Origin of the sequence: Bacillus cereus, from assembly GCF_002577405.1 — a bacterium.
GTDB classification, from domain to species: domain Bacteria; phylum Bacillota; class Bacilli; order Bacillales; family Bacillaceae_G; genus Bacillus_A; species Bacillus_A cereus_AU.
The window spans coordinates 160,089-180,571 of record NZ_NULR01000003.1 but is presented as its reverse complement, the minus strand read 5'-3'; the positions used below and the strand labels follow the sequence as shown (position 1 = coordinate 180,571).

Genomic DNA, 20,483 nt, shown 5'->3' with positions numbered 1-20,483 from the left:
TAATTATTATTTTTTAGATATTATGGTATATTTTTTAGAATACTTGTAAAAAATTTAGCTAATTTTTAAAGGATAGAGGTTAAAATAATGAATTGCTCCAAACTAGAGGATTTATATTATATTTGTAAACTAGTCTTTGACATACATAAAACACCTATCTATTTTCTTAATAACAAAGGAGATTTAGTATTTGAAATCTCGTCCAATATTCAGCATAACCCTATGTATTCTTCAAAAGAGGCGATACTTAATGAACTATTTAAGGAACAGCCTCCCTATACTTTTCCATCATTAGAAGAGACTGCCTTTCTCGAAAATTTTTTCGCAATTAATCTACGTTTGAACGACCAAATTAGTGGGAATATCATTGTTGGACCAGTCCTTTATTCCAGGCTAACAGAAACATCAATTAAAGGAATTGTTAATGATCTTCAACTAAAAATAGACAAAGAAGAAATGATTCGATATTATCGTTCTCTACCCGTATTAAATAATTTGAGTTTTTTAAATATAAGTTTAGTACTTTATTACATGCTGTATCAACAAAAATTGGATGTTGCTGATATTTTGCAAAAAAATATATTGTTAAAAAAGAATGATTTTGAAATTGAACAGCCTGATATACATATATCAGAACAACGACAAAGTACATTAACTCATATCGATCCACTAGCTGAGAGGAAAATATTTGAGTGTATAAAGCAAGGGAAAAAGGAGGATTTAATTAAAAATCTAAGGAGATTACCTGAATCAGGAGAGCTTGGGGTGTTATCAAAGACAAGTCACCTGCGAAGCCAAAAAAATTCTGCCATTGCAGCCATTACACTTGCAACTAGATCTGCTATAGAAGGAGGACTTTTCCCTGAAATCGCATATACTCTTAGTGATTTATTTATACAAAAACTTGAAGAAATACATAAAAATGAAGCTATTCCCCCTTTTTTGGAGAATGCTTTACTCGAGTTTGCAGAACGTGTCAAAAATGGTACAATGCAGCAACATTCAAAACCTATAAACGTATGTCAAAATTATATATTCACTCATCTTTATGGTGATATTACACTAAATATCCTTGCAGAAATAGTCACATTAAACCCTAGTTATCTATCTTCCCTTTTCAAAAAAGAAGTTGGAATTTCTTTAAATGACTATATTCAGCGCGCTAAAGTGGATGAGTCAAAAAAGTTAATGACTTATACGAGACATTCTATATCCGAAATTTCTACATTACTAAATTTTCACGACCAAAGTCATTTTACAAAGGTCTTTAAAAAACATACTGGTATTTCACCTAAAAAATTTAAAACTGGATGCAGGTATTAGTTGTCCTTCATTCCGCCAATAGATTTATTTCGTTGCTCTACATTACTAACTAAATATACTTTATAGAGCGAATAAACATTAATTTTTAGTACATTAATTAAAATAAATTGATCCCAAGCATAATTTACATTCTTCATAACTTCTGATAACAATCCAAATTTGGAAGAATAGAGGCTTTTTTATATACAAATAATAAGCGTTAAGGAGTTGTTGACATGCATTTTATATTAAATATGTTAGGGATTTTCGTTGTCATATTAATCGTTTTCCTATGTTCGCCTAATAAAAAGCAAATAAAATGGAGACCAATCGTTATTCTAATCATATTGGAGCTTTTTATTACGTGGTTTATGTTAGGCACGAAGCTCGGCAGTATTATCATTAATAAAATCGCTTCATTTTTCAGTTGGCTACTAGCATGTGCGAATGAAGGTATTCGTTTTGCGTTTCCTTCAGCTATGGACAGTCCACACATTGATTTCTTCTTTAGCGCATTACTTCCTATCATTTTCGTTATTACTTTTTTCGATATTCTTTCGTATTTCGGAATCTTGACTTGGATTATTGATAAAGTAGGTGCAGTTATTTCAAAGATTTCTCGTTTACCAAAGTTAGAAAGCTTCTTTTCGATTCAAATGATGTTTTTAGGAAATACAGAAGCACTTGCCGTTGTTCGTGATCAACTATCTGTGTTAAAAGAAAATCGTTTGTTGACTTTCGGAATTATGAGTATGAGCAGCGTTAGCGGATCCATTCTTGGCGCTTATTTATCAATGGTTCCCGCAACCTATATTTTTAGCGCCATTCCTTTAAACTGTATTAACGCATTAATTTTAGCTAATGTTTTAAATCCTGTAGAAGTTACGAAAGAAGAAGATGTTGTTTATAAACCTTCAAAAAGTGAAAAAAAAGATTTCTTTTCTACTATTTCAAACAGTATGTTAGTTGGGATGAATATGGTTATCGTTATTTTAGCCATGGTAATTGGATATGTAGCTTTAACAGCATGTTTAAATGGAATTTTAGGATTTTTTGTAACAGGTTTAACAATTCAAAAAATCTTCTCGATTATCTTTAGTCCTTTCGCTTTTTTACTCGGTTTATCAGGTAGTGATGCGATGTATGTAGCTGAATTAATGGGGATCAAAATAACAACAAATGAATTTGTTGCAATGATGGATTTAAAATCAAACTTAAAGTCTTTACAACCGCATACGGTTGCGGTTGCAACAACATTTCTAGCTTCTTTTGCTAACTTTAGTACTGTAGGTATGATTTATGGAACTTACAATTCATTATTTGGCGGCGAAAAATCATCAGTCATCGGGAAAAATGTTTGGAAGCTTCTGGTGAGCGGAATGGCAGTTTCTTTATTAAGCGCTATGCTCGTTGGGCTATTTGTATGGTAAATAATTTTTAAAATAAAAGACACCCAAGCCAATTGAGTGTCTTTTATTATTATTTTCGAATCTGTCCATTTCCGCGAATTACATATTTTGTAGAAGTCAATGCAGGAAGCCCCATTGGTCCCCTTACGTGTAACTTTTGTGTACTGATGCCAATTTCTGCTCCAAATCCGAATTCAGATCCATCAGTAAAACGAGTTGATGCATTATGATACAGTGCAGCCGCATCAACAGCTGTGAAAAATTTACCGACGTTTTCTTCGTTCTCTGTAATAATCGCTTCAGAATGCATAGATCCATACGTATTTATGTGATGAATCGCTTCTTCTACAGAGGAAACCACTTTAACTGCCAGAGTGAGAGATAAAAATTCTGTCTCCCAGTCTTCTTCTGAAGCGAGTACAATTGACGAATCAATTGCCAATGCTTTTTGATCACCACGTAGCTCCACGCCTCTTTCCTTCAAAGTAGAAAACAACTCGCTACCATATTGCTGCGCCCACTTCTCATGAAGTATAATCGTTTCAATTGCATTACATACAGATGGACGCTGCGTTTTTGCGTTTACTATTATATCAAATGCCATTTGTTTATCCGCTGTTTCATCAATTAAAACATGACAATTTCCCGCACCTGTTTCAAGTACTGGAACAGACGCTTCTCTTACTACAGTATCGATTAACTGCTTGCCACCTCTTGGAATAAGAACATCCAAGTAGTCATTTAATGTAAACAACTGCTTCGCGCTAACTCGCGTTGTATCTTCTATAAGCTGTACGCTTTCTTGAGGCAAGCTCGTTTGTTTAAGCGCTCGGTGAATAACAGCAACGATGGCTTTGTTAGAATGAATAGCAGAAGAACTACCACGCAATATTACTGCGTTTCCTGTTTTCAAACAAATTGTAGCAGCATCCACAGTTACATTCGGTCTTGCCTCGTAAATCATTCCGACAACACCAAGTGGTACGCGCATCTCCTGAATAGATAGTCCATTTGGCCTTTCCCATGCACTTACACATTCTCCAACAGGATCACGTAAATCAATTAACTGCTTAATACCCTCAGCCATATCAACAATACGCTGCTCATTCAGCATAAGGCGATCAAGGAGCGAATCAGAAAATCCTTTCACCTTACCTTCTTCGATGTCTCGTTTGTTTTCCTCTAAAATATAAGCTGTTTCTACTATCAATTGATTCGCAATTGCGGCAAGTGCTTCGTTTTTTTGGTCTGTAGATTTAAGCACAAGTTCTCTAGCAACCTCTTTCGCTTTTTTCCCTTTTGCCAACACTTCATTCATTATTGTTTCCTCCTCTTTAAGTTCAAATTAATCTCTATTCTTAAAATGAAACCCAATGATCTCTATGAATGACTTCATAACTATGCCTTTCGCCTCTTGCTTGAATATCTTGGCTCTGCATACCTTTTAAATCTCTTAGTTCCTCTGCACTATATGTGCATTGTCCTTTTCCTATTACGCGCCCTTGTTGCGTTACAACCTCTACAACTTCACCCACTTGGAAAAATCCTGACACATTCGTAACACCAGCTGGAAGTAGACTCTTTCCATGTTGAATGATGGCAGTAGCTGCTCCGGCGTCTATTTCAATTTGTCCGCTCACAACCGAATGCAAAGCAATCCATTGCTTATTCATCTTCATTTCTTTTTGAGGAGCATTTCCGACATACGTTCCATCACCTTTGCCCTTCAAAACATCTACAAACTTCTCTTGTCCACGTCCAGTTCCGATAAATACACTCACACCAAGAGATAGTGCCGTTTTTGCCGCATCAATTTTTGATTTCATACCGCCAGTCCCAAGTTTTGATCCGGCATCTCCTGCAAGAGAAGCGATTTCTTCCGTAACTTCTGGAAGGAAATAATATTTCTTCGCATCTTCATGTTTCTGAGGATTTTTGTCATATAAACCGTTCACATCCGTAAAAATCATAAGCATATCCGCTGACACAAGTCCGCTTACTAAAGCTGACAGCATATCATTATCCCCGAACGTTAGCTCCTCTAAAGAAATGGAATCATTTTCATTGATGATAGGAAGCGCAGAACGGTTTAGTAACTCTCCTAAAGTAGCGTAAGCGTTACTATATTGTTCTTTTCTAGAAAAATCACTTCTCGTCAGCAATAGTTGAGCAGTAACGATACCATATTTACGGAATTCCTCCGTGTACGCCTGCATTAATAAACTTTGTCCGACAGCTGCTGCAGCCTGTTTCCCTTTAATTGTTACAGGTCTACTAGGATAGCCTAGAGCAGAAAAACCTGCAGCGACGGCCCCAGATGTAATTAACAAAACTTCATGCCCTTCTTCTTTCAATCGAGCCAATGCGGCAACGTGATCTGAAAGCTGTTCTTTAGAAATTCCTCCATGACTATCTGCCAAGGAACTGCTCCCAATCTTTACAACAATTCGTTGTTTTTTCATTTTTGTATCCCCCAAGTCTAAAATCAAAGTTTTTTATACATTACACTTTTATTTATACAGTTTGCAGCTATGTCTATCCTCTTCCATGCTGCACCTATCGTATGAAAGGGCAAAATAAAAATGACCGCTTCGCCCTTAATAAAATAAAAAGGACGAAACGGTCATTGTTCCGCGGTACCACCTTAATTGATATACATAGATATCCACTTGGCGCCTATAACGCAGGCGAACGCCTAAACTTTCATTTAAGACTCAGGGATAGGTTCGATACATTCTATACGAGGAATCTTTCAGCCGGTGAATTCCACTCTCTTTCGCAAGAAGACATATGTACTATTTCCCTTCAACGATTTTCGGTTTAATTTTTTTATATTATGCGATATAGTTCGATTTGGTGTCAAGAGGTATTTTAAAAATAACTAGAGCGACAAGTTACTTGTATGAAATTATTGCCCTACTGAATGAAAATACAAATTGATATAAGTTTAACTCAGATTCATAAATATAATACCTGAAATTATAGTGTATATATTTGCATAATATCGAATATAATTGTTTTTTATTTTTTGGTGTTGCAAAAAGGAATATATTCTCTTAGAATGTTTCTTTATATTGCACAGAGATGTTATTATTATTCTAAGATAACAATTTCGAAATGATATAATTTATTATAAAAGGAGCAAAATCGAGTTATTATGAACAAACAAATTGGATTCATCGGATGCGGAAATATGGGGATGGCTATCATTGGTGGGATGATAAACAATAATATAGTGTCTTCAAATAAAATCATTTGTTCAGATTTAAACACTACGAATTTAAAAAATGCTAGTGAAAAGTACGGACTAACTACAACTACTGATAACAATGAAGTAGCTAGAAATGCTGATATTTTGATTTTATCAATCAAACCTGACCTTTACTCATTAGTAATTAACGAAATAAAAGAAGTGATACAAAACGACGTTATCATCGTAACGATCGCTGCAGGGAAAAGTATTAAAAGTACTGAGGATTCCTTTAGTAAAAAGTTAAAAGTTGTACGAGTGATGCCTAATACACCTGCTCTTGTTGGTGAAGGAATGTCTGCGTTATGTCCTAATGAAATGGTGACAGAAAAAGATTTAGAAGATGTACTAAACATTTTTAATAGTTTTGGTCAAACAGAAATCGTAAGCGAAAAATTAATGGATGTTGTAACATCTGTAAGTGGTTCTTCGCCGGCATATGTATACATGATTATAGAAGCGATGGCAGATGCTGCTGTACTAGATGGCATGCCAAGAAATCAAGCATATAAATTCGCAGCTCAAGCCGTATTAGGATCTGCAAAAATGGTACTGGAAACAGGAATGCATCCAGGTGAATTGAAAGATATGGTTTGTTCTCCAGGCGGAACAACGATAGAAGCTGTAGCAGTATTAGAGGAAAAAGGTTTACGAACAGCCATCATTTCAGCTATGCAGCGTTGTACACAAAAGTCTGTTGAACTATCTAATCAAACTAAAAAATAAAAACGAATCTCAAATCTTTTTTGACTAAATACACATGTAGTTTACATACTCCCCGGTTGTCACTAAAAGATAAACGGACAAATTCATAAATAATTGAGTTTGTCCGTTTTGTTTTTTGTTATATTAAAATAACTCTATTCATTTCTATTTAAATCTTATTCTGAGTTAAGAAACTACACAACCGAATCTTACAGTTTCGATTCTTCTCTTCCTATACAGGCCTTACTATGACTGGGTAATTTTATTAGGAACAAGCAATTTTTCAATACATATCGGCAACATATCTAATAGTGTTTCAAATGCGTAATTCACGTCGAGACGTTCTGTCCATTGGTGTGCATCTTTTCCTACTGGCCCCATATTTAATACTGGAACATCAAACTCTTCTAATTCCTGAAGTGGAATCGAATAGCCTTTATCCCATAATGGCATATTGTCTACAAGAGAACTCATTGAATCTAGTGGATACTGTAAACCCACATAGCTTAAATCTGAAATCCCGCCAAAATAATTTTGATTTTCAAATGTAATACTATGATTAGATTGGGCATACTTTTCCATTTCTACAACTACCTCTTTAATTAAAGGGTTGTTGCGTGAACTCACAGCTGGATAGTATGGTGGTGCAAAGAATTGCACAATCATCGGTGCCTTTTCTTTACATAAAATAGCTAATTTATCTACTAACTCAATCGTTACCGCACGGTCATCTTTATCTTCTCTATTTTTTATAATAGTAGATTGAATTTCATCTATTTTCTCTTTCCCATGTTGTTCAATTGCGTATGTGATAAGCTCTTCATACGTTAATACATTTACTTTAAGGTTAGGTGGTATGAATGGATTATATTTAGAAAAGCGATATGCATGTTTTTCATACGATTCTTCGATTTTCTCTGCTACTTTCGTTACCTTTTGACGTAATAACGAAACTACGTCCGTCATCGATTGTTCTAGTAAAAACAAGTTAAATAATGTGACTGCACGATGCGGAATTTGTACAGAATAATCCTCCTTTAAATCCCTTTGAAGCAAGTTAGTTGGCGGAGGACTCGCTTCCCCTTCTACAATATCACAAAGATCTGTGTTCAATTCTAATTCTGCGGTTAATAATGCAGCCATATAACTCCCATTTAAGCCTGCAAAAGGTTCGCCTACATGTGTCTCTTTTCCATAGCAAAGAAAACCAGGTAATACTTTACCAATAGAACCAGTATAAATATATTTATTTTGGTCACCAGGATGTCGTGAAAACATAGGCTCTGAATTTAGGACTGTTTTATAATCTAAGTCATGTTCTCTTGCTAAATCTAATAATCTTGGAACAGCAGCCCTCATCCCTACAGAGTTCACTTCTTCATCTGGAACAGCTAATAAAAGAATATTCCCATCAAATCTTCCTTCACAAGCTTGCTCAACCATCGCCATTTGTAATGCTAGGCCGCATTTCATATCCATTGTTCCTCTACCAAATAACCAATCTCCTTGTTCTATATCTTCACGTACATGATCTGGTAGCTCATCTTTATGAGCATAGAACATAGACGTTAACTTTTTAGGGTTAAATGCATCTTCTTTCCACACACCGTAATCTTGTACATCTACAACGTCAAAATGACTAACAAGAATTACGGTATTTTTCGTACTATCACTTTTCTTTACTAGTGCTGTGACAAAATATCGTCCATCCCCCGTCGGATTTTTCTGCAAATGATGCGGATTTTCTTTGAAGTAATGTAAATCAGATAATTGTTCTACAACAAAGTCCGGCAATATAACTTCAGCTTCTGAACCTGTAATACTAGGAATTTCAACAAGATTACTTAATAATTGCACTAATTGTTCTTTTGATTGCCACTTTGACATATAAATCCCCCTATTTTTCCGCATTATGAAAATGAATTCCAGTATATGAATAAAAAATGACGACAGCTATCAAAATTATAGTTCTGATGTACTGCCGATTTTTATTGATATTTCATGAGCAGCTTGCTTCACCTTACGAATAAGAAAAGATAATCGATCATCATTGATGCGATGACTAATTAACCCAATACTTAATGCTCCTACTACTTTATGATTAAAACCTATAATAGGTGCAGCTACTGAAGCTGTCCCTTCTGTTTTTTCACCATAACTCACAGCATATCCTTCACTTCTTATTTGCTCTATTTGATCAAAAAGAATTTGCTTTTGTTCTGGTAAAGAAGAAAGTAGCTGTTCTACAATGTATTCCATTTCATTCTGTTTCAAATTGGCAAGCATCGTTTTATTTGCGGCACCAACCGAAAGCGGAATTTGTTCCCCTAAGTTATCGATAACTCGAATTTTTAAAGGACTATCAATTCTTTCAATGATAATAGAATGTGTTCCGTTTGGGATGTTCAAATAAACACTTTCTTCCACTTCAGAGGCCAAACGCTTCATCACTTCTCTTGCAACAGATCTGTAATCTACCTTCTCCAATTGACGTAATCCTATTTCCATCCACATTGGTCCAATTTTGTATTGTTTTGTTTCTGAAATTTGTGTAACTAACCCATGCTCCATTAGAGAGTTCAGTAACCTATGTACTGTACTAACCGGAAGATGTGTTCCATCAGCTATATCAGAAATAGCCCAATACTCTTTTTCATTTGTAGAATTCAATAGCTTAATAATACTTATCGCTCGATCAATGGACTGTACCATAACTCGCCTCAACTTTACTTGTAATATGTTAGTACGCTTAATTAACTATCAATTTAACAAAAATTTAAACTAAAATCAATTAATTTATTAAATTTTCTAAATAAACAAAAGATACACTTTTAACAATTTGAAAACGCAAACAAAAAAATATTGACTTTTCTTCTTAATTATCTGAAAATTATAACAAGATTTCACATCACGGAATACATTCCATAATACGGAAAAACATCAATTCTCATACTACCAATTATGAAAGTGAGGAAAACAATGACGCAAGTAAACAATACAAACAATGAATTAAAGCGCACGATGAAAAGTAGACATTTATTCATGATTGCACTCGGTGGTGTGATTGGAACGGGGTTATTTAACGGATCTGGTTATATTATAAGTCAAGCTGGACCTGGTGGATCCGTACTTGCCTTTATGGCCGGTGGATTATTAATGTATCTCGTTATGCTATGTCTTGGTGAACTTGCTGTAGCAATGCCTGTTTCAGGTTCTTTCCAGGAATATGCAACCAAGTTTATTAACCCTGCAACTGGGTTTACAATCGGATGGTTATATTGGTTAAGCTGGGCAAACACGACCGGACTTGAATTTACAACTGCTGGCATTACAATGCAGCGCTGGTTTCCTGATATTCCCGTCTGGGTTTGGTGTTTAATATTTGGTGTTACGATATTCACGATTAACGCATTATCTGCTCGTAGTTATGCAGAAACAGAATTTTGGTTTTCAAGTATTAAAGTATCTGCCATTATTGCTTTTATTATCCTTGGCGGCGCCGCTATGTTCGGTTTTATTGATTTAAAAGGAGACGAACCAGCACCGCTATTTTCAAATTTCGTAAATCATGGTGGTTTATTCCCAAATGGACTTGCCGCTATCCTATTAACAATGGTTACAGTCAATTATTCCTTCCAAGGTACAGAACTTGTAGGGATCGCAGCAGGTGAAAGTGAAGATCCAGCGAAGACTTTACCTCGTTCTATTAGAAATATTATATGGCGCACGATGTTTTTCTTCGTCTTAGCAATCTTTGTTCTTGTGGCTTTAATTCCATGGGAAGAAGCAGGATTAACAAAGAGCCCATTTGTTGCTGTTTTTGATAATATGGGTATTCCATATGCAGCTGATATTATGAACTTTGTTATTCTTACTGCTGTTCTTTCTGTCGCAAATTCAGGACTATACGCCGCAACTCGAATGCTTTGGTCGTTATCACAACACGAAATGGCTCCAGCCTTTTTAAAGAAATTATCATCACGAGGAATACCTCTAAACGCTTTAATCATGACGATCGCTATTTCTGCTTTTTCACTTTTGACAAGCGTTGTAGCTGCTGAAACGGTTTACTTATGGCTTATTTCAATTTCCGGTGTCATTACAATCATTGTTTGGATGTCGATTTGTGTTTCTCAATTCTTTTTCCGTAAACGTTATTTGGCTGAAGGTGGAAAATTAGAAGACTTAAAATTCAAAACTCCACTTTACCCTCTTGTACCAATTCTTGGTTTTGGATTATACGGCATTATCTTAATAAGTCTTATCTTTATCCCAGAACAAAGACTTGGAATCTATTGCACTGTACCATTTATTATCTTTTGCTACACCTACTATCACTTTAAGGTTAAGAAAAGGATTGCTACTAACAATCAAACAGAAACTAAAATTAGCAAAACTATGTAATGCAATACATTTACATAAAAGACCGCACATGAACTAAAAGCCATGTGCGGTCTTTTATTGTTATACTCCTTGGCTTGGATGGCAAGTTTTGCAAAGGATAATGTCATTTTCCATAGTATAGAAAACACTACAATGCTAGTAATTATAATTTTTCACTTTTTATAAGTGAATGATTTTCCTTACGATTACTGTTTTGATATATTGAATATATGTTGCTTAAAAATTTAAAAATAGATAGGAGTTATGTACGATGATAAAAGGCTTCGGAGGAATATTTTGGCGAACTAAAAATATTGATGTTGTAAAAAAATGGTACAGTGATGTATTGAAGATTGACATAGAAAATTGGAATGGGACTGTGATTAAACCCGAATTAGGAACTGCGACTATCTTTTCTTTCTTTACCGAAAATGATAATTATTTTCCAACAGAACAACAAGTGATGTTAAATTTCCAAGTACATAATTTAAGCGAGACTATTCAGCATCTTGAACAAATTGGTGTACCTCTTGAAAAGAAAGAAGAGGTTAGTGAATTTGGAAAGTTTATTTGGATTAAAGATCCTGAAGGTCGACTAATCGAGCTTTGGGAGAAATAGTCGGTTATAATCATTCGTACTTTCATTCAACAATGTAAGTAAAACAGCAAATTCCTTATCAGGATCATCTATCTACTCTTTAAACAAAGACGCCCCTTAAATCAAAAATGATTAAGGGGCGTCTTATATATGATGAAGTTATAGTTCAGATTTCACTCGAATAGAAACATTGTTTTTCACTAAATTTTTGACGTCTTTAAAGGTAACAAAATTATTACTTTTCTCATCCCAAAGACGGAAACGGAGTGATCGCAAACTTGTAGCAAGCGTAATCGTTGGTACATTTTTTAAAGGAAGCGTATTATTGTGTGCCTCTTCTAGTTTATAGTTAGGTACTCTTGGGCTTAAATGGTGAACATGATGATATCCAATATTACCAGTTAGAAATTGCAGGATTTTTGGAAGTTTATAAAACGAACTTCCTTCCACTGCTGCTTTCACATATTCCCACTCTTTATCTTCTTCAAAATAAGAATCCTCGAATGTGTGCTGTACGTAAAACAGCCAAATACCTATTGAACCTGCTATTAAGAATATGGAACCATGTACTAGAAGAAACGATTGCCATCCGATTGCCCAGCAAAGTAATCCTACTAATGCAACGATTAAAACATTCGTCAAATAGGTGTTCATACGCTCTTTCTTTCTAGCACCTTTTCGGTTAAATCTATTTTTAAGCAGAAAAACATAAATCGGACCTAATCCAAACATAACGAATGGGTTGCGATATAAACGATATGCTAAACGGAGTCTAAATGGCGCTGCTAAATATTCATCCACTGTAAGTGTCCAAATATCTCCTGTACCTCGTTTATCCAAATTACCACTTGTAGCGTGATGAATGGAATGCTCATGCCCCCATTGATCAAACGGGAATAAAGTTAAAACCCCCATACATGTCCCAACTATTCTATTTGCACGTCGACTTTTAAAAAATGAATAATGGGTGCAATCATGAAAAATAATGAAAATCCTTGTCATAAATCCAGCGGCTAACAGAGATGGAACTAATGATAACCAATAAGAAACAGACAAACTTTTATAAGCAAGGTACCATAAAATAATAAATGGCACGATTGTGTTGATAAGTTGCCACACACTTTTTTTAATCGTTGATTTTTCAAAAGGAGCAACTTGTTTTTTTAAATTTTTAGTATTTTGTAAGGTCATTTTTTCTAATTCCTTTCTTTTTGTTGCTAATTCACATTATAGCATACTATTAGTAGTAGGTGTTAAGTGTAGATATAATAAATATTATATACTATGAAAATCTCTTTTTTCTTACTTATTACTTACAAATTACTTACGTCCAAAATAGCTATTATAATGGGATAAAGGGAGCATTTATCCCGGAAAATTCGAGTTTTTTCCAATAAATACATAAAAAAACACAGAGTTTTTTCACTTCTGTGTATCTTTTTTTCCTTTAAATATTAAAGGAAAACTTTTTCAATTTGTATTTATATAGTAATCTCTTTTTCACAATAAGAAGAGAGCTGTCCATAAGTAAGTTTCACCGACTTATAGCAGCTCCTCTTCGTTTCACCTTATTTTATCGATGAATCCAAACTGCACCTGCAGACTTATCTTCAGCTTGGCCTACTACTTCAAACTTCAATCCTAAATTCGGTAACTTACGTCCTGCATCTGGAATGAGACTGTTGATGTACTGCTTAGAGTCATCAAATTTTGCAACTCCTGGTAATCCTTTATAGTCAAAGATACCGCGAGTTGGCGAATTTACTTTCCATGCTGGCGTTTGATCAAATGAGAATGCTGCATCGGCAATTTGATAACGCGTACTGCTCTTCACAGTCGGTTGTCCGTTTAATGTCCCTACGATTGCCTCTGGATGAGAATCTACTACTCCTAAGAACCCTTCACCTGGATGAACGCCTACCCAGTTATCTGTAAAGCTTTGATCCGCATACCATACAACCATTCCTGTATTAAATACTGGTCCACGCGCATGTTGTAACGCCGTGTCAGAACCAGCATAGTTTCTCCACTCTACATAGTAGTTATTTTTTTTCTGTTCAAATCCGTTTGACACAGTAAATCCTTTTAACGTCATTGCTGGCCCGCTCTCTGCATCATCAGAGAAAACAACTTTTCCATCTACAGTTAATGCAGCATTATCTAACGCAAACCCTTTATAAGCCACTGCAATATCTGTTACATACTCAAATTGCAGTTTTACTTTTTTTCCTTTGAATTGGCTTAAATCGTAAGTTTTATCAACCCACTTACCATCAGTTGTATCCGCACCGCCTTTTACATCTTTTTCACCCATTCTATCAATACGTGTCTTCGTTCCGTCTTCTGTAATCACATTTACGTCAAGGAAATCATACTTCGCTTCAAGCTCGTAGAATGCCTTATAATCAAACTTAGCATCCGTTGCATTTGTTAAGTCAAATTGTGGTGTCTCCAGTGTCGTATGAATGTCATTTCCTTTTGTACTGTAATAGAACTTCTTACCAAATGCCGATTCGATATTTTTTATATTTTTGTCCGGCAAGTTAACACGAACGATTCCTGGTCGTTTTGATTTTGTAGTACTTTGATCTAAATAAGTTGCAACGCCGATTCCTTTGCTAAGTTTATCATAATCTACCTCAACGATATTCGCCCAGTTACCTTTCATATTCTTTTGGAAAAATTCTTTATTTTGTGGCGAGAAACTTGTCGGCTCTGTTCCTGCAATTTTTCCAGCCCAGCTGCCGCCGCTCATAATAGACCATGATTCAACAGGTTCACCTTGTCCTGAGTACTTTGTATCGTATTCATCTGGTAAGCCTAAATCGTGACCATACTCATGTGCAAACACACCAACTGCTCCGTCTTCAGGCTCGATTGTATAATCGTATGCAGCCATCTTTCCGCCCCAATTCGAAACAGAAGATTTTGTGCCATCAATCGCATATGGTTTTGATCCAAGTTTTGAACGATGAGACCAAATCGCATCATCTTTCAATTTACCGCCGCCAGCTTCTTGACCTACGCCAGCATGTACAACCATTAAATGATCAATAATGCCATCTGGCTCGTTTTTATTTCCATCACCATCTTGATCGTATTGATCAAATTGATCATAGTCTGCTAAATTTATCCCTTTTGCTACCGCTGCTTTTAATGCTTCTTTCACAAAATCACGTGGCCCTAAAGGACCTTTGTTATCATGACCGGTTCCTGCATCCGCACCATAATCTGAAGCTTTTCCTGGAACAGTAAGCCATTCCGTTACAGTTCCATCAACTGTGTAGCTGCCACCAGATTGCTCTTCATAATATTGTTTAAATGTGTTAATCTTCGATCCATCAAATAGCGTAAATTGCTCATCACCAAATAACATTTTTTGATAATGTTCACGATTGAAATCCTTAGAATACATATATCCTGGCTCTTGATCGATATTGTTATGCTTAAAATCGCTAAATTCTACAAGTAAAACAAGTACTTTATCTGTTCGAACAGATCCATTGTACTCAGCTTGCTGAGCTGGTGTCGTAGGTACTTTTCCATTTAATTTTCTAGAATTCAATCCAGTATCTTGTCCAGCTACTGGTCCTACCGCCCGTTGCTGCGCCTGTTCATTTTCCTTCATTTTGGCATCTTTTACTGTTTTCATAAAATCAGAAGCTTCTTGCGTAAGACTATCTTCTTTGATGATTTCTTTTCCAGGGTTTTCCCCTTTCTTTTTCTCAACATATTTTTCGACAGCCTTTGATGTCTCAGCTTGCGATGCAGATTGATCAATTACTCCCCGTTCTTTTAGCGCTTCTGCCAAACGCTCCTCCGGTATTAAATGCTCATCTATTGGTAGAGATGATGTTGGTGTCTCAGCATATGTTGCATGACTTCCAAAAGCAAAAGTACTACTTAGCACTGCCGTTGTTGCTAGTACCGATAATGGTTTTAACTTCTTATTCTTTTTCAATGCATTTCCTCCCCAGTGTTTGCGAATTATCGTTTTTTGTCGATAACAACATAATATTCGTTATAATGCGAATATTCAATGTTTTCTCGACGTACAATTGTTGAGAAATATTTTTTATGTAAGGTGAAACACATAATAAAATCTTAACATTGTAATGTTTAATATTTAAAACTTTAGGACAAAAGAAAAAAATCGCTAACCACTTAGCCTATGTAGGATAAATGATTAGCGATTTTTTAACGTGAATGTTTTTTGAACAAATGAATTGCTTCTTCTGGTACATAGAACTTTCCATTACTTTCAACGACGATACTTCCTAATTCATACTCTTTACCATCGATACGAATTATATTTTTATTAACAAATAATTGAGCTTCCACATTATTATGATTTACTATGAGCACTGGGTTTGCTACATTGGTTTTATCGATTGTTACAGTTGCACCGATTTGTTTAAAGCCTGATTCACTTTCTAAAAATAATTTATTTGTTAATTCTTCTAAGTTAAAACCCATTGCTTTCGCCATTGTCTTCGCAATGTCCGTATTTTGGACTAAGCCTTGTGGTTTTTGAGGTCCATAAGAATACAAGAATACATCCTCACCTGTATGACCACCTGTCGTAAAGCCGATGTTCGCACGGTTGGCCAATAATGTAGTAAGTATTGGACCTACATCCATATTCTTTTGCGCTGCTTTTAACTTTTCTTTTTCATCATGAGTTAAATTGTCTAAACCATATAGTGCAGCGACCTCTTCTACATTAGATAAATCACTTTTTAGTTTTTTTGTAGCACCTTCAAGTGTCAATTTCGCCTTTTTCAGCGGATTAATGTAAGCAGATACAGGCGTCGTCTTATATCCTTTTGTCGTATTCATATTCCCAATGGAAATACCGCTGTTACCATGGTCCGCTACAGCAATGAGCATCGTATCACCATCTTTTTTCGCAAATTTTAACGCTTCTGCAACCGCATTATCAAATGCCAATACATCACTAATCATCCCAATTGGATCATTCACATGCGCTGCCCAATCTGGCTTACTTCCTTCGATAAATAAAAAGAAGCCATCTTTATCTTTGGATAATGTTTGAATTGCCTTTTCCGTCATTTGGGATAGTGTTGGCTGCTCAGGATTAGTTGCTTTACGATCCATATCGAACGCAAGTGCAGTATGGGAAAAAGAGCCCCAAATTTTATCTGATTTAGCATTCAATAATGCATCTTTCGTTTCAACAAAGTCGTATCCTTTTTCTCGAATCACTTTTATTAAATTTTCACCATCTTTTCGGATTCCATTGCTTTTGACAGGTAAAAGCGCTGCCTTTCCCCCGCCTAATACAACATCTATATTTTGATACACTTGCTGCTTTGCAAGTACCTCAAATTGCTTGCGGTTTAAGTGGTGAGCAGAGAACCCAGCTGGAGTAGCATGTTGAATTTCAGATGTAGCAATAATTCCTGTTGCGCGCCCTGAACGTTTTGCACCTTCTAGTACGTTGGCAACTGGACGAAGCCTGTCTTCTTCTTTAATTGGCTTTAAACCTGGTGAATTCACAATAGACGGTAATACACCTATGTAGTTTGAATTTGATTTATTCCCAGTTGCTAATGCTGTTGCTGCTGGGGCTGAGTCTGTAGTAGCTGATTCCGCCGAAAACGTACGAACACCTCCTGTTACAATTTGATCTAACGCAAGTGGTGCCCCTTTATACCAGCGAGCCAATGTTGTAGCTGAAGAGCTCGTTCCATCCATAACCATCATAATTACATTTTTCGGTTGTCGCCCTATTTTTTCTCCCTTAGCTTCGACCCCGTTATCGTTAAGCATGCTTCCTGTAACTAATAAACTTAATGTTAGCCCCATTATCTTTTTACACAGATTCGTCATTGTTATTCCTCCTTGTCACAAAACTAACAATAACTAGTTTCCCCAAACGATAAAAAACGAATAACATGCATAAATGAAAGTAATGTTCACTCATTGCAACTGATTTTACCGGAACTGAATCTATTTCATGAAACATTTGATTTTTTATTAAGATATATAACTTTAATAAATATAATAATGATCCATATTTATTTTCTCGTTTTCAATTTATTAAGCGAATAGTTATAATTCATCAAATACAGAAATTGACATACAAAAACGCCATCCTTTCCTATGGATTCCACAGAAAGAATGGCGCATTTTTTCATTAAAGTTAGCATTTAAACCAAACTTAGTAATATCGCTTTTGTACGATTGTCCGTTACTTCATAATAAATTTCTAATCCTTTTCGAGTACCTGTAATGATTTTAGCAGCTCTTAGTTTGGATAAATGTTGACTAATTGTACTTTGAGGCATTTGTAATTTTTCATACATTGTTGTTACATTAGTAGGGCCTTTTGTACGCATTATTTCTACTAAAGATAAACGGACAGGATGCGCCAATACCTTTAATACTTCAGTGATTTCTTCATACATTTCTTTCATATTTCTTTCTCCCCTTTTATATAAATATTAATGATATCCATATATATAATTCGAAATGATATACGATTTTATGTCCGTCATTTCAAAAAAAATTTAAAAAACTTTTCGGTCTGAAACTCAAAGGGTTCCTAAACATCCTCAATATTCTATGGATTCTTCTTTCCATCCCCTTAATGTTGTGTGGTAGGAACATTTTCCCCCTCATTTTTAGGCCTGTTATTTTCGTTTATATTACCTATATTTTCTTACTGAGACTCTTTATTTTCTTGGTTATATCCTCTACCGTTGTTTTCTTGTTGGTTTCCATTATTTCCTTGCTGTGGACCCTCTACCGTTGTTCTCTTGCTGATGTCCATTATTTCCTTGCTGTGGTCCTCTACCGTTGTTTTCTTGTTGGTTTCCATTATTTCCTTGCTGTGATCCTCTACCGTTGTTTTCTTGCTGGTGTCCATTATTTTCTTTTATTTGCTTGGATTGCTGTTTCTTAGATTGCTTTTGTTCTATATGCTCCTGCTTCTCGTATTTTTCTTCTTTTACAGGAGACAAATCCGATGATGCATCAGGAGATGACTTTGGTTGCGTTTGTATCTCCCCATCGTGTTCCTCCTGATCAGACGACGGTACAGGAGGAGTAAGCGCTTTTTTCTTCTCATTCTCTTGCTTTATATAAACACCTGTGCCAATTCCTGCTTTCTTAGCATTCTCTCGCATTTGCATCGTACTGCTTTGATATTCGACTGTAACATGTTTTATCTCATACTCTTTCTTTAATTCTTGCATAGCCTTTTCCAACTCTGGTTCTAGTGACTTGTCCTTTGTAACAGCTGTTAGCATAACTTGCTTATCATTCGTTAAGTACTTATCCTCTTGACTCTGCTTTATAATAGTACGTATTACGTCTTGCAGGTGTTTATTTTCCCACCGTTTCATTTCTTTTAAAATGCGCTTTCCATCATCATTACAAGCTCGTAAATCTATAACGCGAAGATCCTTTGTTACGCTCACCTCTAAACTCGGATTTATATCTACTGAGACATAAGCGAATACTTTTTCTTCCGGTTGGTTGTAGAAAAACAGCAACACACATAGAAAACAAGCAAAAAGTAACGATGCAGGCTTTAAGAAAGAAGGGATTGAAAAACGCGGTGCCCTTTGCTTTTGTTCATTAAACGAGATTTCCTCTCCAATCATGTAAGAGTGCGCTTTTCTTTTAAACGCAATAAACTCTCCATTTGGCGTTAAGACAACTACACTATGTTTTTTTATATCCATCACAATCCCTTTATTCATCATGCTTTCCCCCTCTTATATAATCCAGAATATATGTATAGTTGTTTGCAAAGATAATACACATTGCAATGATGTATTTTCTATGACGCTCCAACGTTTTACGACTTACCCTAACACGCGGTTCAATATGTTTAAGCGGTAACTTTTTCTTTCGAAACAGTTCTTCCATCATTTCCTCTTCTTTTATAATAATCTTTACAATTTCTACTAAGTGCTCACGCGTATCACGATGCTTAGGAGATTCTTTAGCAAGCTCTGAAAATGTGATTTTAAAATCAGCTAGCACACTTTGAAAATGAAGAATTTCTTCCTTACGGTTACTATTTTCTATCTCTTTCAAATACTCCGTAAGCGATACTTGCATTTCTAACATTTCCTCTTGCTTATCTTCTTTTAAAAAGACAAGATTATGCTTAGATTCCTTGCGTATATAGTCAATTACATCTCTTTTTATAAGAAGATCAGCAAACGCTAAAAAAGATTTTCCTTTTTTATATGAATACTGTTCAATTGCTTCGTTAAATGCAAACAACCCAATGCTATATTCATCATCCTGTTCCGTAATGTATCGGCGACAGATAGACGATATTGATTTTTTAATAAAAGGTTGATACTGTACGATAAAAGCTTCCTTATCTTCTCTGTTGTTTTGTATGTTAAATACGATATCTTCTATTTTCGGTTTTTTTAAGATCTTCATTACTAAACTCAACACTAGTAATCTCCCTGCCTCCTTCTGCTTCAAATAGCAAAATGGTCACTAAACAAGTGACCATTTAACCACATCTTCTTAGTACTGTTCTTTAGGCTTGTCTTATTGCTATTTCTCATATTTTTCACGACCGACTTTTTTCACTGTTTCTTAATAATTATTCTTTTCTGTTGGCGCTAGAGTTAAGTCTATATTTTGATTTACTTTCTTATTTTCTTTCGCAATAACGTCTGCTTGTTTTTCTTGCTCTATTTCTATTTTAGCTGTAATCTTTGAATAACTCTTCACTATATTTTTGGTAATTGCAGTTTTTGCTTTCGGATTCCCCTAAGTCTTCTGTCGCTTTTTTCTAATATATCTTGTGTAAGATTACTTTTCCCATCAGAAACGAGCT

The 20,483-nt window shown here is 35.3% G+C and carries 14 protein-coding genes, 1 pseudogene and 1 other annotated feature; of the genes and pseudogenes, 5 read left to right on the top strand and 10 right to left on the bottom strand.

The annotated features are described in order from the left end of the window. Nucleotides 1-87 precede the first annotated feature (87 nt). Together COC96_RS05780 and COC96_RS05775 are read left to right on the top strand one after the other, a co-directional pair. Complete coding sequence (locus COC96_RS05780; protein WP_098768465.1) at nt 88-1,323, top strand: helix-turn-helix domain-containing protein; 1,236 nt, start codon at nt 88-90, stop codon at nt 1,321-1,323. Between the two features lie 215 nt (nt 1,324-1,538). Then, complete coding sequence (locus COC96_RS05775; protein ID WP_098266357.1) at nt 1,539-2,732, top strand: NupC/NupG family nucleoside CNT transporter; 1,194 nt, start codon at nt 1,539-1,541, stop codon at nt 2,730-2,732. A 49-nt stretch (nt 2,733-2,781) separates the two neighbouring features. Here COC96_RS05775 and COC96_RS05770 read toward each other — a convergent pair whose 3' ends face one another. Then, entirely contained in the window at nt 2,782-4,029 is a 1,248-nt protein-coding gene (locus COC96_RS05770; RefSeq protein ID WP_098768464.1) for a glutamate-5-semialdehyde dehydrogenase, read from the bottom strand. 40 nt (nt 4,030-4,069) lie between these two features. After that, nucleotides 4,070-5,173, bottom strand: coding sequence for a glutamate 5-kinase (proB, locus tag COC96_RS05765; protein ID WP_098768463.1), 1,104 nt, complete (start codon nt 5,171-5,173; stop codon nt 4,070-4,072). Between the two features lie 145 nt (nt 5,174-5,318). Next, nucleotides 5,319-5,529, bottom strand: a binding site (T-box leader). Nucleotides 5,530-5,868: 339 nt separating this feature from the next. Between proB and proC the strand changes: the two genes are divergently transcribed. Beyond that, a complete protein-coding gene (proC, locus tag COC96_RS05755) occupies nt 5,869-6,687 on the top strand; it encodes a pyrroline-5-carboxylate reductase (protein ID WP_098768462.1) in 819 nt (272 codons plus the stop codon). Nucleotides 6,688-6,912: 225 nt separating this feature from the next. Here proC and COC96_RS05750 read toward each other — a convergent pair whose 3' ends face one another. Continuing rightward, complete coding sequence (locus tag COC96_RS05750; protein WP_098768461.1) at nt 6,913-8,577, bottom strand: M20/M25/M40 family metallo-hydrolase; 1,665 nt, start codon at nt 8,575-8,577, stop codon at nt 6,913-6,915. 51 nt (nt 8,578-8,628) lie between these two features. Further along, nucleotides 8,629-9,378, bottom strand: a complete 750-nt coding sequence (locus COC96_RS05745) for an IclR family transcriptional regulator (RefSeq protein WP_098768460.1) — start codon at nt 9,376-9,378, stop codon at nt 8,629-8,631. A gap of 267 nt (nt 9,379-9,645) precedes the next feature. Here COC96_RS05745 and COC96_RS05740 point away from each other — a divergent pair, with 267 nt between their 5' ends. Further along, nucleotides 9,646-11,070, top strand: coding sequence for an amino acid permease (locus COC96_RS05740; RefSeq protein WP_142339958.1), 1,425 nt, complete (start codon nt 9,646-9,648; stop codon nt 11,068-11,070). A gap of 250 nt (nt 11,071-11,320) precedes the next feature. Beyond that, on the top strand, nt 11,321-11,668 hold the full coding sequence (locus tag COC96_RS05735; RefSeq protein WP_098266350.1) for a VOC family protein: 348 nt from the start codon (nt 11,321-11,323) through the stop codon (nt 11,666-11,668). A 138-nt stretch (nt 11,669-11,806) separates the two neighbouring features. On the opposite strand, the gene COC96_RS05730 is transcribed toward COC96_RS05735, so the two are convergent. The 6 genes and pseudogenes from COC96_RS05730 to sigI all read right to left on the bottom strand — a co-directional run bounded on the left by COC96_RS05730 (nt 11,807) and on the right by sigI (nt 20,092). Beyond that, complete coding sequence (locus tag COC96_RS05730; protein ID WP_142339957.1) at nt 11,807-12,838, bottom strand: fatty acid desaturase; 1,032 nt, start codon at nt 12,836-12,838, stop codon at nt 11,807-11,809. Between the two features lie 382 nt (nt 12,839-13,220). Next, a complete protein-coding gene (locus COC96_RS05725; protein ID WP_180234950.1) occupies nt 13,221-15,608 on the bottom strand; it encodes an immune inhibitor A domain-containing protein in 2,388 nt (795 codons plus the stop codon). Between the two features lie 236 nt (nt 15,609-15,844). After that, nucleotides 15,845-17,500 (bottom strand): alkaline phosphatase, encoded by a 1,656-nt coding sequence (locus COC96_RS05720; RefSeq protein ID WP_098266348.1) that lies wholly within the window; start codon nt 17,498-17,500, stop codon nt 15,845-15,847. Between the two features lie 320 nt (nt 17,501-17,820). Then, the gene (locus COC96_RS05715; protein ID WP_088229465.1) at nt 17,821-18,087 is read right to left on the bottom strand and encodes an ArsR/SmtB family transcription factor; all 267 of its coding nucleotides are present in this window, start codon (nt 18,085-18,087) and stop codon (nt 17,821-17,823) included. A 248-nt stretch (nt 18,088-18,335) separates the two neighbouring features. Continuing rightward, nucleotides 18,336-19,377, bottom strand: a pseudogene (locus COC96_RS05710) (anti-sigma factor domain-containing protein); the annotation flags it as partial. Next, a complete protein-coding gene (gene sigI, locus COC96_RS05705) occupies nt 19,370-20,092 on the bottom strand; it encodes an RNA polymerase sigma factor SigI (protein WP_098266346.1) in 723 nt (240 codons plus the stop codon). The gene sigI and the pseudogene COC96_RS05710, both read right to left, overlap by 8 nt. Between the last annotated feature and the right edge of the window lie 391 nt (nt 20,093-20,483).